The 14907-nt window shown below is 39.1% G+C and carries 7 protein-coding genes; 1 reads left to right on the forward strand and 6 read right to left on the reverse strand.

Features of this window, described 5'->3' with window-relative positions; translation table 11 throughout:
* Window positions 1-57: 57 nt before the first annotated feature.
* On the reverse strand, window positions 58-1332 hold the full coding sequence (locus tag HW279_RS08545) for an NAD(P)/FAD-dependent oxidoreductase (protein ID WP_178958661.1): 1275 nt from the start codon (window positions 1330-1332) through the stop codon (window positions 58-60).
* A gap of 59 nt (window positions 1333-1391) precedes the next feature.
* Window positions 1392-3806 carry an efflux RND transporter permease subunit gene (locus HW279_RS08550; RefSeq protein ID WP_178958662.1) on the reverse strand — a complete coding sequence of 805 codons (2415 nt, stop codon included), beginning with the start codon at window positions 3804-3806 and terminating at the stop codon, window positions 1392-1394.
* A gap of 880 nt (window positions 3807-4686) precedes the next feature.
* On the opposite strand from HW279_RS08550, the gene HW279_RS08555 reads away from it, so the two are divergent.
* Window positions 4687-7425: a sialidase family protein gene (locus HW279_RS08555; protein WP_178958663.1), complete on the forward strand. Its 2739-nt coding sequence runs from the start codon at window positions 4687-4689 to the stop codon at window positions 7423-7425.
* Window positions 7426-7517: 92 nt separating this feature from the next.
* Here HW279_RS08555 and HW279_RS08560 read toward each other — a convergent pair whose 3' ends face one another.
* The 4 genes from HW279_RS08560 to lepB all read right to left on the reverse strand — a co-directional run bounded on the left by HW279_RS08560 (window position 7518) and on the right by lepB (window position 14902).
* Window positions 7518-10625 carry a glycoside hydrolase family 2 TIM barrel-domain containing protein gene (locus tag HW279_RS08560; RefSeq protein WP_178958664.1) on the reverse strand — a complete coding sequence of 1036 codons (3108 nt, stop codon included), beginning with the start codon at window positions 10623-10625 and terminating at the stop codon, window positions 7518-7520.
* Between the two features lie 47 nt (window positions 10626-10672).
* Window positions 10673-12208: a sulfatase gene (locus HW279_RS08565; protein WP_178958665.1), complete on the reverse strand. Its 1536-nt coding sequence runs from the start codon at window positions 12206-12208 to the stop codon at window positions 10673-10675.
* A gap of 515 nt (window positions 12209-12723) precedes the next feature.
* Window positions 12724-13347 carry a WbqC family protein gene (locus HW279_RS08570; RefSeq protein WP_178958666.1) on the reverse strand — a complete coding sequence of 208 codons (624 nt, stop codon included), beginning with the start codon at window positions 13345-13347 and terminating at the stop codon, window positions 12724-12726.
* 1 nt (window position 13348) lies between these two features.
* A complete protein-coding gene (gene lepB, locus HW279_RS08575) occupies window positions 13349-14902 on the reverse strand; it encodes a signal peptidase I (protein WP_178958667.1) in 1554 nt (517 codons plus the stop codon).
* Window positions 14903-14907: the final 5 nt, after the last annotated feature.

Genomic DNA, 14907 nt, shown 5'->3' on the forward strand with positions numbered 1-14907 from the left:
TAGGTTCAACTTTGCCAATGTTCCAAACATTGGCAAAGTATAGAGGAAAGCCAGATTTTATCCTTTAGCTTTTTCGGTAGGTCGTAATACCATACGATACGACTGGTCTTTGCTGATGTAATAACCTACCCAATTGTACAAAGCTCTCATTTTGTTACGGAAGTTTACCAGCGACATTATGTGTATAAACGCCCAAATAGCCCACGCTACGAAACCTTTGAGGAAAATGTGTTTAGGCAAATCGGCGACGGCTTGGTTACGACCAATAATTGCCATTGAACCTTTATCGATATAACTAAAAGGAGTAGGGTTTACGAAATCTTTATTGAAGTTCTTTCCTAAGTTACTGGCTTGTTGTAAGGCTACTTGCGCAAGCTGAGGGTGCCCTTGGGGAAAGTGAGGGTCGGCGGTCATAATAGACGAATCGCCGATTGCATAGATGTTCTCGAAGCCTTCCATTTTGTTATAAGCATCGGTTTTCATACGTCGTCCACGACCTAAGTATTGCTTGTCGTCAATACCTTTGAAGGTTTTAGCCGAAATCCCCGCTGCCCATATGAGGTTACGAGCATCGAGCACTGTACCGTCCGAAAGATATACTTCGTCATTCAGAAAATCGGTTACCTGTACTCCTAATTTGAGTTTTACACCTTTTTTAAGCAAGATTTTTTCGGTATATGCTTGGGCTTTTTTACTCATAGGAGCAAGTACGGTGTTTTGTCCGTCGATGAGATAAATATCACCTAAATCATCATAAGTAAGCTCAGGGTAATCCTTGCGCATAATGTTCTGTTTCATTTCAGCAAAAATACCCGATAACTCTACCCCAGTAGGACCTGCTCCTGCAATAGCAAAAGAGAGTAACTTACGGCGCAATTCTTTATCCTCAGTACGGGTAGCGCGCTCCAAACGGGTGTATACTAAGTTGCGAAGCATAAGGGCGTCGCCTACGGTTTTCATAGGCATTGCTTTTTCTTCTACATCTTTGTTACCAAAGAAGTTTGATTCAGCTCCCGTAGCCATTACCAATACGTCATAATGCAGTTCACCATTGCTTAAGATGAGTTTGTTTTCCGATGGAACGACTTCTCGCAAGGTAGCCATTCTGAAACGTGCATTTTTATACTTGCGAAATAGACGGCGGAATGGGTAGGAGATAGATGAAGGCTCCATAAAGCCCGCAGCCAACTGATATAGCAGAGGTGGAAAGAAATTGTAGTTATTCATATCCACCAAGGTAATTTTATATTTACCAGAGCGGTTCAACACTTTTACTAGCTCTAAGCCAGCAAAGCCACCGCCCACAATTACGATATGTTTTTTGTTTTCCATAATGATTATTTTAATTAGCCAATTAACAAATTTGTCAATCAGCTGATAACAATGTGTAATTATAATGTTTTATTTTCTTTTTCAGTGTTTTCTTCTTCCTCGTCCTTAGGGAATATCTCAATCTTAGGTTCTTTGATAGTTTCTTTGTTGGACAGACTGCGTTCTAAGAAAAGCAACAGACTAGGCAAGAGTAGTAAGTTCGTCATCATTGCAAAAAGCAAAGTAGCTGATATGAGTCCGCCGAGTGCTTTGGTACCTCCGAAGCTGGAGAGCAAGAATACCGAGAAACCACAGAGTAGTACGATAGAAGTATAGAACATACTTACTCCTGTTTCGCGTAAAGCTGCATATACCGATTTGCTTATCTTCCAATTACGCGCTACTAACTCTAAGCGATATTTAGCCAAGAAGTGAATGGTATCGTCTACCGAAATACCAAAGGCAATACTAAACACAAGGATAGTAGAAGGCTTGAGCGGAATGCCAAAATAGCCCATCAGTCCTGCGGTGATGAGTAGCGGTAAGAGGTTAGGAATGAGTGAGACTACTATCATCTTGAACGAACGGAACATATACGCCATAATGAGCGCAATGAGCAAAATAGCTAAGGCTAATGACCAAATGAGGTTGGTAGCTAAATAATTAGTACCTTTGGTAAACAAATAGGCTTTACCGGTAATCTTCACTTCATACCTATTACTTGGGAAAAGCTTTTGAGCTTTGGTGTAAATATTGTCCTCGATTTGTTGCATCTTCTCAGTACCAATATCCTTCATAAAAGTAGTGATGCGTGCCGTTTGCCCCAATGAATCTACATAAGCGGAGAGCATATTAGCATTACCTTTAGAGTTTTTGACGTATGAAAGGATAAAGTTTTGCTCTTGGGTAGTGGGCAGGCTATAATATTTAGGGTTGCCGTTGTAATAGGCTTGTTTGGCGTATTTTACCAAGTTTACCAACGAAAGCGGTTTGGATATTTCGGGGATTTCCTCGATATGAGTGCAGAGTTCGTCAATACGTTTGAGATTCACTAACCGAGTAACACCGTTCTTCTGCTTCGTATTAATAGTGATTTCCAAAGGCATAATTCCGCCATAATTCTTCTCGAAGAAAGTAATATCGTCAAAAAAATCAGCTGACTTAGGCATATCTTCGATGAGACTACCTGAAATCTTTATTTTGTAAATGCCAATAATACTGAGGATAAGCAGAGCGATAGCCGTAGTGAATACTGCAATACGGTGATGCTTTACTGTATTCTCAATGAACTTGATAAGTCCCCCTATCCAGTTGCGATGCAAATGCCTTAGGTGTTTTTCCTGAGGTATGTGCATATAACTGTAAATAATTGGGATTAGCAATAAAGAAATGAAGAAGATAGATACTACATTGATAGAAGCAATGACCCCAAACTGTTTGAGCAAAGAACTTTCGGTAAAGATAAAGGTAGCAAAACCGATAGCTGTAGTGAGGTTGGTGAGCAGGGTTACATTGCCTACATTGCGGATTACCCTAATAAGCGACTTGGCTTGGTTGCCGTGCTTACTGATTTCTTGTTGGTATTTATTGATGAGGAATACGCAGTTCGGGATACCAATTACAATGACCAAAGGCGGAATAAGTCCTGTGAGAATGGTGATTTCGTAGCCGAAAAGCCCTAGAAAACCAAATACCCACATTACAGCAATCGATACCACGCCCATAGAGATAAACATCGCCCTAAATGAACGGAAAAAGAAAAAGAAGATGGCTGAAGTAGAGAGTAGGGCAGCCAAGATGAATAAACCTATCTCGTCCATTATGTTTTGAGCGCTGAGGGTACGAATATAAGGCATACCCGAAGTGTGCACTTTGAGTCCGGTTTGCGCTTCGAACTTCTCGACTATGGGAATAAAATCGTTGAGGATAAAATCCTTGCGGGCTTGTGTATTGACAATCTTTTTGTTCATATACACGGCTGTTTGCAAGGTATTCGTTTTCTTGTTGTAGATGAGACCTTCGTAGAAAGGCAGTTTCTCGGAAAGTACTTTTTTGAGACTATCAGCTTCAGTTTGGTTTTTTACTTTTCCTTCGATAAACTTATGGGTAACAAAGCGCTGCTGTGCAGTGTCTTTCACTAAGATAGGCAAATTGTCGATAGAGATAACAGCGTCTATCTGTTTGAACTTTTTTAGTTCGTTACTAAGGGCAATCCATTTGTTGAGTACCTCAGGTGTATAGATTTTTTTATCGTCTAACGCCATTAATATCAAGTTACCTTCTTCGCCGAACTTATCGAGGAAGTGCTTGTACTCCATATTCACAGGGTGATCGTCGGGGAGCATATTTGCTTCGGTAAAGGTAAAGTGAACGTTCTTCCACTGTGTAGCTAAGCCCCCAGTGATAGCAGCTATGAGTAGTAAAAAAGCAATTCGGTTGCGCAATATTAAGCCCGCAATGGTACTCCAAAAGCTGGCTTTTATCCATCTAAACATCTTGATATCTCTTTATTTTCTGAGGGCGCAAAAGTACAAAATAATATACAATTACAAAAATAAATATCAATGATTAATGGTTAATGGTTAGTGGTTAATGGTTAATGATTAATGGTTAATGATTAATGGTTAATGATTAATGGTTAATGATTAATGGTTAATGATTAATGGTTAATGGTTAATAATGATTTTATGAATTGACAGTGAGTTTGACGTAAGAGATAGATAGTGTAACTTAATTAGAAAATGTGGAAATTAGCAAATGAGAAAATGAGAAAATGAGAAAATGAGAAAATGAGAAAATGAGAAAATGAGAAAATGAGGAAATGAGGAAATGAGGAAATGAGGAAATGAGGAAATGTGGGAATTAGTTGGAGAGTTTTGGAGGGGCTTGGACTTCGGAGGAAAACGAAAAATATCAGAAGTAGACTGAGAGGGATTTTAGAGAAAAAAGGCTATTAGGAGGGTGGGGTTAGCTTATAGAGAGCTTATAGGAAGCTTATACGAATCTTGGACGATTGGTATAGAAAGGGTATATAAGTAATTGACTAATAGTATAATACAACAGTGTAAAAAATGTTAAAAAAGAGGTTTCGAGGCGAAAGAAAAGGGAAGAGGTGATAGCCCTTAGGTCATAGGCACTAGAAGGGAGTATGACGGAAAATTAAAAGAAACCTCCCCCTTACACATACCCAGCTTTCGCTGGCTTCCTCGGAGAGGGGGAATGTGGAGACGGAAAAAGGAAGAAATGACGAGTGACAAATGAGGAGAATGACAAGGGTAATGGGATAAATATTCTTAGAATATTAGCTCATTTCAATAAATTGTTGTACTTTTGCACCCTAAAAACAACAACTTAAAGAGAATTCTGCAAATAAATATGAAAAATAAAATCTTTACTTTTGTATTTTCTTTATTAATCATCACGACAACTCTCACTGCCCAAGAACTGCTACCGCTTCCTTTGCGTCAGAAAGAGGAGCTGAAAGCGCGTTCGTGGGTGCGCGAAACGCCTTTTGAGCAAGTAACAGTAAAAGAGATAGGCAATCGCATCAGTGCGCTGAGTGTAAACCCTAAAAATAGCAATGAGTTTATAGTTGCTCCAGAAAACGGAGGCGTATGGCTTACCCAAAATGGCGGGGAAACCTACCAAGTACTATGCTCAACCCTCCCTACACAAAGTATCACAGCACTGGCAGTAGATTGGCAATCGGGGACTTTGGCGGTTGCGACCCCTTATGGTGTTTTTATCTCTACCGATAAAGGCAAAACAACTGACTTTAAGGGATTGGGAGGAATGCAACGCATTAGTAGTTTGTACATCAACCCTACTAACCCCCAAGAACTTGTGGCGGGAGTATTGGGTAACCCTTATAAAGCTGATGAAAAACGCGGTATCTTCAAAACTACCGATGGCGGAAAAACGTGGCAACAAAAACTATTTGTAAGCACGCGTGCGGGGATTACGCAAATTACTGCTTCGCCCGATGGGGCAATGCTTTTGGCTGTATCGTGGGAAGTGAATAACAGTCAGTGGGACAGTGCTCCTTATGGCAGTAATAGTGCTATTTACAAGAGCGCTGATAAAGGCAATACGTGGACGAAAATCACGGTGAACAACGGCTTTCTCAAAGGGAATAACATTGGCAAGATAGGGGTGAGTTGCTTTAACAGTCAGACTTATTATGCAGTAGTAGATAATCGCAATGCCAAAAAGAAAGAGAGCATTAATACTGTACAGAAAGTAGTGCGCATTCATCTCTCCGCTCAAGATTTTGATGTGATGAGCAAAGCCGATTTCCTCGCATTAGATAACAACCGTTTAAATGTGTTTTTGCACAATATAGGTCAGGACGAGAAATATACAGCTCAGAATCTCAAAGATATGATAGCTGCAGAGGTAACCTCTCCTGCTAAACTACTGAGTTATTTAGATGTAAGTACCCAAGAGGTTGTAGGTGCGGAAGTGTACGTAACCGAAGATGGAGGTAATTCTTGGCAAAAGGCGAATGCTCAGCCTCTGAATGATGTGTATTACCAAAACGGAGAGCGTTTTGGGGGCATCGGCGTAGACCTTAGTAATAAAAAACACTTATTTATAGGAGGGTATCCCTTATTAGAATCTACCGATGGAGGCAGGACGTGGAAAAGTAAACAACCGATTTCGTTGGACAACAGCTATGAACAACTTTACTTACAACAGGGTACCCTATTTTGTACAACTCGCAGTGGATTACAGGTATCTTACGACAATGGAAAAAGTTTTGCTTTTAAGAATGTGCCGCAAGCAATGGCTTTTACCCAGCTGAGTTACGACAAAGCTAACAAAACACCTTACTATGTGAGTGACCAGGTGGTATTGGCACAAAATAACAGTCATTGGAATACGTTCAGAAAAGCTATTCATTTGCTATCGTTTGGCAATGATAGCTATGCCGCAGAACCTTATGGCAAGTTCTTTACTTTTTTGCCTGATAGAGACCAGCTTTTTCCGTTAGGAAGTGCTTACTACGGTGAAAACAAGGAACCGTTGCGTTTTGGTAAGAATGCACCGCTACTTATTTCGCCACAAAACAAAGATATTATTTACATAGGAAGCAACAAATTGCACATTTCTATGGACAAAGGTCGGAATTGGCGCACTATTTCGGACGATGTAACCAATGGTAATAAGCAGGGCAATAAGGCATATGGTACAATTTCGGCTATAGCTGAATCGCCTTTTATGTTTGGTTTGCTTTATACAGGTAGTGACGATGGTATGATTTACACCAGCGACAACGGAGGGGTATCGTGGAAACAGATATACAACGCCTTTCCGCGTCCGCTAAAAGTGAACAACCTCATTGCCTCTAAACACCAGCGTAATCGAGTATTGGCAACCCTTATTAGTACTGATGATTCCAATATCGACCCTATTATTTTTATGAGTAATGACAATGGCAAGAGTTGGACAGATATCCATTCTAACCTGCCCGATAGTAAAGTAAATGTACTCAAAGAAGACCCTAAAAACAGTCAGATTCTTTATGCAGGAACTGATAATGGGGTGTATATTTCGTTTAACTTAGGTGAAAGTTGGCAACCATTCAGCAAAGGATTGCCCGAAACAGGTGTTTACGATATTTATATAGACGAAACAAATGGCGAAATGACAGTTGCAACATTGGGACGAGGTATTTTTCGCACCTCGGTGAAGATGATGCAAGAGCTAAGAGTGGCGATTACCTCGCAAGATTTTTATCCACTTGAAACGCCTATTACGCTTCCTTATTCTGCGAATTGGGGAAATGCCAATAACGAATGGGAAGAACCTGTGAAGCCTAATGTGTATTTCTATGCTTTTGCTTCAAAGGAAAATTTATCAATACCTATAAAAGTGATGAAAGGACGTGTTACCTTGCAAACATTTACTTATAAGACAAATGTTGGGTTTAATTATATACCTTATGACTTGACGATGTCTTATGCGGGTAAGACAGCCTATGAGAAGAGTCTTCAAAAGATATTTTTACCTATTGCTACTGATGGTAAAGTATATCTACCCAAAGGACGCTACACTATTATATTTACGCTTCCTGACGGCTTTGAAGAAGAAAGAACACTTGATATATATTAGAAGGAAAGAATTTTATAAGGGGTTTAACAAAAAAGCACAGACGACTTGAGTTTATCAAGAAGTCTGTGCTTTGCTTATATAAGAATATGCCATTAAAAAGCTTCTATTCTGTAACTATAGCTATAAGGCTGATACAGATACAGTAAGTATTGTTCCATTGGTAAGTTGCCCCAGCTGTTATCACCTCCTAAACCTAATTGTTGCAAGTCGATGTCTAAGTGAGTATACTTATCAGGAGTGAGCTCACCTGCGTGTGTTTGTCCTTTTTCTATACCAGGGAATAACTGTGCAGGACTATAAGGCAGGGCATTTATATTTAGTAAAGAACCTGTGCTATAAATGCCAATGTTTACTCCTTTTTTCTTACTGAGCTTTGCCCAACGCACATCAGTTTTATTACCATTCTCTTGCGGACGCACATAAGGGTAATACTGGTTAGCAATAGCACCTTCGTACAAGCCTACCATAGCCGATGTTTTCCTATCCCAATAACTTTCCCAAGGACCTCTACCATACCACTGAATGCGCTGAAAAGGCAGTAGTGTAAGATGATTGCCTATCTTAAAAGTAAGCGTTTTGTCGTTCTTTAGCGGTTTGAAGTGATTGCTCACCGTTACGGAAGGCTTGCCATCAAAAAGCAACTCTTGAGTATAATCAATTGTACCTTCTACCAATCGCTTGCGTAGGGTTATCTTCACTTGACCGGAGTTGAGTTTTTCTACCGATATACGGACACTATCAGCTTTTTTATCTGCCTCTTGAAGCTGTTGCAGTTTTTTAGGTAAACCTGCCCCAAAATCATTATCAGTGCCAGCCCGCCATAAATTTACCTCTAAGCCTTCGGGAGCAAAGAGTTCTTCATTCTTCACTTGAAACGATACCCATTTGCCTGTTTGTTTATCTATTTTAGCTGTATAATGCTTATTATGCAATAGAATATGACTGGCTGTTTCTTCTACCTGTAAAGGTGTTGTATCAGCAATAGCTTTTTGAGGAGTGTAGGAGGTGAGAGGAAACTCGGCAAAAGCGAGTTCTGTACCTTTCTTCAAAAGGCCTTCGTCTTGTTTGAGACGGGCGGTACATTGCAAGATATATTCTGCTTTATCGTCTGTTTTAAGAGGAGGTAGTAAAAAAGTAGCCTCGCTTTGTGGTAATATTATTAAGTTGGTAATATTACCACTTTGAACAGGTACACCTTCTTTGAGCAGTAGCCAATGTATTTCGTAGTTTGATAAATCTTTAAAGAAATGCTTGTTGCGCAATATCAGTTGGTTATTTTGATATTGGAAGCCTATTTCTTGTTGCACTTTGCGTACTTCATAGGCGTGAGGATGCCAACTTCTGTCGGAAGCTATTACTCCATTGATAAGAAAATTATTATCGCTGGGAGTATTTTTATCACCGTAATCACCCCCGTAGGTTACTATTTTCTTGCCATTAGGTAAGGTCTTATAAAGCCCTTGATCGATGAAATCCCAAATAAAACCACCTTGTAGTTTAGGATAATGCTCATACACGTCCCAATATTCTTGAAAGTTACCTACACTGTTACCCATTGCGTGAGCGTATTCACATTGCAAGAAGGGTTTAGTATGATTGCTGAGCGCATAGTCGATAAGGAAAGGAATACGACGGTACATACGCGACTCAATATCTGTATTCCAATCGTAGTGAGCTAATTCATAGTGAATAGGGCGTGAGGGGTCTAAGCCTTTTATGTGTTGATAACCTTTGTAGAAGTTCCAACCGTTACCTGACTCGTTGCCCATACTCCAAAACAATACCGAGGGGTGGTTTTTATCACGCTTTACCATACGTTCCATACGTAGCAAATGAGCATATTCCCACACGGGGTCATTGCCGATAGTCTTATCCATTTCATAATGCATACCGTGGCTTTCTATATTAGCCTCGTCCATTACATAAAGCCCATATTTATCACAAAGGTCATAGAAATAAGGGTCGTTAGGGTAATGAGAGGTGCGTACAGCATTAAAGTTGAGGGCTTTCATCTGCTTTACATCGTTCTCCATCTGCTCTTGACTCACTACTTGTCCCGTATGCGGGTCGGTTTCGTGGCGGTTTACCCCTTTGAAGAGTACGCGTTTGCCGTTTACCAAAATGTTAGCCCCTTCTATCTCAATCGTTCTAAAGCCTATGGGACGACTTACTACTTCTTTCACCTTTCCCTCAGCATCGTACAGCACCATTTGTAAACGATACAGATAAGGCGTTTCGGCACTCCACGCTCTCACTTGTGGCAATTGTGCTTCGAATTCCAATTCGGTTTTACCAAAGGTTTTTTTGAGTCCAATAGTTGCTTTTTGCTCTTGGTAGAGCAATTGCTCTTTGTCGAACAGACTTACTTCCACTTGGTATTTAGAGGCATCGCTTGGAGTTTCGTTCCATACTTCTACCGAAGAGACAAGTTTGCCATTGGTGTAGTTTTTATCTAAACTAGCGCTGATGCTAAGGTCGTATAAATGCACTTTTGGTCGCATATAGAGGTAGCAATCACGAGAAATCCCGGAAAAGCGCCACATATCTTGGCATTCGAGGTAGCTTGCGTCCGTCCATCGACGCACTTCCATTGCAATGAGGTTTTTGCCCTTAGTGATATAAGGTGTAATATCAAATTCAGAAGCCAACTTGCTGTCTTTACCCATACCCACAAACTTACCGTTTATATACAGTTTAAATGCCGATTTCACTGCTCCTAAATGTAGGTATACCTTTTCTCCTTGCCAAGAAGTGGGCAAATCAAAAGTTTTGCGATACAGACCAGCATTTTGTTGGAGACTATCAGGAATATTGGGAGGAGTAGGGTTCTTTTGATTGAATTCGTAAGAAGCGTTCACGTAAATTGGAACGCCATATCCCTGTACTTCCCAATTAGAAGGTACAGGAATTTTCTTCCACTGACTTTCATTAAAATTGGTTTTGTAGAAGTCTTTTGGCAACTGACGATAGTCTTCCTTCCAGAGAAATGACCACAAGCCATTGAGATTTAGGAAACGTGCTGATTGCTCTATCATACCATTTTTTGCTTTAGCTATATTCTCAAACGGAAAGTAGGAGGCACGCATTGACATTCGATTGATTTCTTGCAGTGCTGGATTTTCAAAAATGGAATCCAAGTGTTGGGCATAAGAGACTATAGTTAGAAAAAATGATATAATAATGTATAGGTAGTTCTTCATACAAATAATATGTTACAAATTTTGGCAAAGTTGAATCGTTATAAAATTCATTTCACAGGAAACTCTTTATTGAAAAATACCTCCTCAGCCAAATCGTCTTGCTTGTCTCGAATTTCTTTTAAAAGTAAAGCTTCTAACTGTTTAGTAATTTTCAGATATTCTTTTTTGCCATAGACGTTGTTGAGTTCTTTAGGATCGGTTTTGAGGTCAAATAGCTCCCAAGTATTTACGCGTTTGTAGTAACGAATGAGTTTATAACGATCAGTGCGAACACCAAAATGAGGTGATACTGCGTGTTCCCCGTTTTCGTAGTAGTGATAGAATATCTGATTGCGAATAGGTTTGGCTTTTTTAGCAAACAGCGGTAAGAACGATTTGCCTTGTATGTCAGCAGGGATAGGCAAGCCGGCCAATTCTAAGAAAGTAGGAGCCAAGTCGATGTTTAGCACAAAATCATCGTTGGTTGTGCCTTTTGGAAAGAGCTTAGGGTAAGAGACAATCATTGGGGTACGGAAAGATTCTTCGTACATCCAACGTTTGTCGAACCAACCGTGCTCGCCCATATAAAAACCTTGGTCGGACATATATATAATCACAGTATTGTCTTTCAAATTGTGTTTTTCTAAGTAATCGAGCATACGCTGAATGTTCTTATCCATCGATCTTACGGTAGATAGATAATCACGCATATAGCGTTGGAACTTCCATTGCGCTAATTCTTTACCACTGAGGTTTGCGCTGAAATACTGTTGACGTATAGGGTTGTAGAAATCGTTGTAATGTGCTAATTGAATAGCAGTCATACGAGAGAAGTTAGCATCTTGCACTTCTTCTTTTTCATCTTTGAACATCTTCAAATCGTAACCCATCATCATATCCTTACCAATGGACATTTCTTGCAAACTTGCGGGCTTGCGAGTTGCATAATCGTCAAAGAAAGTATCGGGCAATGGGAAGTTTACCTGTTCATAAGCTCCTAATTCAGGTAAATCGGGCATCCAAGTACGATGCACCGCTTTATGCCCCACTACCAAACAGAAGGGTTTATTAGGGTCACGACGATCGAGCCATTTTTCGGCTTCATCTTCAATGATATTGCTTACATAACCTTGCTCGTTTACACGTTTTTTACCTTCAATGATAAAGTCGGGGTTAAAATAACGACCTTGGTCTACTAAAATTTTGAAGAAGTCAAAGCCCTTGGGGTCGTCGCCTAAGTGGTATTTTCCCACCCAAGCAGTTTGGTAGCCTCCTTGTTGTAAGAGATTCACGAACTGTTGTTGTGAAGAATTATAGTGTGATGTCTCATTGTCCATAAAGCCATTCTTATGGCTATACTTACCCGTGAGGATACAAGCCCTACTGGGGCCACAAATAGAGTTGGTTACAAAAGCTTTGTTGAACCTTACACCCTCATTAGCAAGTTTATCAATTGCAGGAGTTGCATTAGTAGCCCCATTGTTATAAGCCCCAATCGTTTGATACGAATGGTCGTCTGAAACAATAAGTATAATGTTAGGTTTGCTTTGTGCAAAAACTGTTGTGGCATATAAAAGCCCAAAGAAGAATACGAATTTTTTCATAAATGAATTGGTGTTAAAATGAACCACAAAAGTACAGCAACTTTTTTTAAGTACCAAATTAATTAAGAAAAAATATTTAATTATGACTATTTTATAAAAAGAAGTTAGCAATAGCATTCTAAATATAAAAAAAGCTCCCTAATTTCTTAGAGAGCCTTTTTCACAATGCATATAAATACTACTACTAACTCCAAAAATGAAGAAAATTTTTCAGTTTTAGAATCTCTATTACTGTTCTAAGTAATAAAGTTTTTTACATAAGATTTTGTTTTAAGTTTGATAGTTTTAATGAAAATGTTTTTTCTAATTCTTGTTTTAACAATGTTTCTTTTAGCAATCTTCTGTTTACTACATTGAAAACTCTGTGCCAAAAAAACATTTCTTTATATTACATTTTGTAAATTACTGATTATAAGGAAGTATATTTTGATAATGAAAAAGTAATTACTTTTTGCAACCTTCTTTTTATTTGTGTAATTACACGTTTTTGATGTCTATTTACACACTTTATAGCGCTACACTTTTACCTTAGTTAAAAACTCTTGTGTATTAGGTCCTTCGTGGAAAAGCAAATCTAAAATAGATAAGTTAGGAATAAAACCATATTTATCTGAGAATATTTGGTGGTAAGGGGGCATTGTTACAGGGTATTTTTTTTTAGCACTACTCAAAAAACGATAGTCTTTCACTCCTTGTGGCTCGGCTTCATACGTTTTTGTCTTGTCAAAGTTAATATGTACTAACAAACAGGCTAAAACGGTTTCAATTGTGTCGATATTTACATCGAGTAGGTAAGTATATTGTTTTTCAAAAATACGCACCAAATCGTCTTCATAATACTCAAAATAAGGAGATGTGCGATAGGCTGTCTCTAAACTTTTCCAGTGCAGGCGTTGCCATAGGAAATTATTCTCTACTTTCACATCTTTGAACAACTGTCGTCCGGTATCACCTCCTACGTGCTTAATAGGTAAGTTTAGGGATTGCTTGCCATTGGCACCGTAAATATATGTGCGATTGCGCAAGGTTTGTTTCTGATAGTTGTCAGAGACTTCTAAAACGCAAGGTGTGTTCAACATCAAATGAAATTGAGCAATAGAAGGAAAATAAGTAGGGTGTAATAATACTTGTTCTACCATATTATTCTTTTACTTTTTTCTTTTTAACCAAACTATATACCAGCCACAAACCAAGTAACCCAAATACAATATATCGGTAGGACACAGGTTCACCTTCACCATTTACGGTAGTGAACAAACGCTGCCAACGTATTTTCTTAAATCCTGAGGCATTCTTGTCTAAACTCATCCAGATGAGTACGGGTTTACCAAGTACGTGATCTTCAGGTACAAAACCCCAAAAACGACTGTCTTCTGAATTGTGACGATTATCTCCCATCATCCAGTAGTAATCTTGTTGGAAGGTATAAGAGGAAGCTTTCTGCCCATTAATGTAAATATCATCACCTTTTGTTTCTAATTTATTGTGTTCATACTCACTAATAATGCGTTTATACAAAGGCAAATTCTTTTTAGTAAGTGTTACGTTTTTTCCTTTGGCAGGAATGGTAATAGGTCCGTAATTATCCTCATTCCAAGCAAAAGTAGGGCTGTGAGGGAAGATTGCAGGATTGTAGACCCCAGCCTTATTTACATTGCGAGTAACTGACACAATACTTGTATTAGCTTCCAAAGCCTTAGCTACGTCATCTGTAAGGGAAGTAAAGATATAAGTGTCGTTGTTGATGGGATAAGCGGGATCGGTAACACCGTACTGTTGGTACATCACTACTCTAAACTCATCGGGATGACTGAATAAATTGGGCTGTGTAACTACTATATAAGAAGTTTGTAACTTGGCACGTACAGGATAGATTTCCTTTTTACCATTTATCCATACATCGCCGTTTTTGATTTGTAATACATCGTTAGGGATAGCTACTGTGCGTTTTACATAATTAGACTTCTTATCTATGGGCTTATCTACGTGAATGCCCGAATTGTCTCGGAAGTACCTTACCGTATCGGTAGGCCAGTTGAATACCGTAATATCATTGCGCTGTACTTTCTGCAAAGCAGGTAAACGCAAATAAGGTAACTGAGGCGTTTTGATATACGATTTTGTACCTATTACGGGAATTGAATCGTGTACCATAGGTAATGATAGTGGAGTCATAGGCACACGCACTCCATAGTGAAACTTACTTACAAAAAGAAAATCGCCTACCAAGAGGGTTTTTTCTAAAGAAGAAGTAGGTATCATATAAGGCTGTATAAAGTAGGTGTGAATAGCCGAAGCTGCTACTACCGCAAAGATAGTAGCACTCACCCAAGAGGAAACATTCTTTTTGATGGCTTCTACATCTTTACCTACATAGTGTGTAGAAGGTAAATAGGTTATGTAGGCAGCAAAAAGTCCCAAAGTAATTATTGATAGCAGAGTGTAACGCTTCTTGCGATAGTTAAATACGTGTAACCATTCGTAAGTCATCACAATTACCATAATATTACCTATTACAGGCAAATACAGCAGGAATACCCACCACCAAGGGCGAGAGATGATACGTAAAAAAATAACGGTATTGTAGAAGGGAACAAAGGCTTGCCACGCTTTGTAACCTGCTTTTTCATATCCTTTCCAAAAAAATAGCCCATTGATGAGCTGTGCAATGATTAAAATATATAAATATATCATAATGA

It is taken from the genome of Capnocytophaga sp. oral taxon 903 (assembly GCF_013394785.1).
GTDB lineage: Bacteria > Bacteroidota > Bacteroidia > Flavobacteriales > Flavobacteriaceae > Capnocytophaga > Capnocytophaga ochracea.

Coding starts and splice junctions, on each gene's coding strand:
- HW279_RS08560 (WP_178958664.1), bottom strand. CDS start 10,625: ATGAAGAACTACCTATACATTATTATATCATTTTTTCTAACTATAGTC.
- HW279_RS08545 (WP_178958661.1), bottom strand. CDS start 1,332: ATGGAAAACAAAAAACATATCGTAATTGTGGGCGGTGGCTTTGCTGGC.
- HW279_RS08570 (WP_178958666.1), bottom strand. CDS start 13,347: ATGGTAGAACAAGTATTATTACACCCTACTTATTTTCCTTCTATTGCT.
- HW279_RS08550 (WP_178958662.1), bottom strand. CDS start 3,806: ATGTTTAGATGGATAAAAGCCAGCTTTTGGAGTACCATTGCGGGCTTA.
- HW279_RS08565 (WP_178958665.1), bottom strand. CDS start 12,208: ATGAAAAAATTCGTATTCTTCTTTGGGCTTTTATATGCCACAACAGTT.
- HW279_RS08555 (WP_178958663.1), top strand. CDS start 4,687: ATGAAAAATAAAATCTTTACTTTTGTATTTTCTTTATTAATCATCACG.
- lepB (WP_178958667.1), bottom strand. CDS start 14,902: ATGATATATTTATATATTTTAATCATTGCACAGCTCATCAATGGGCTA.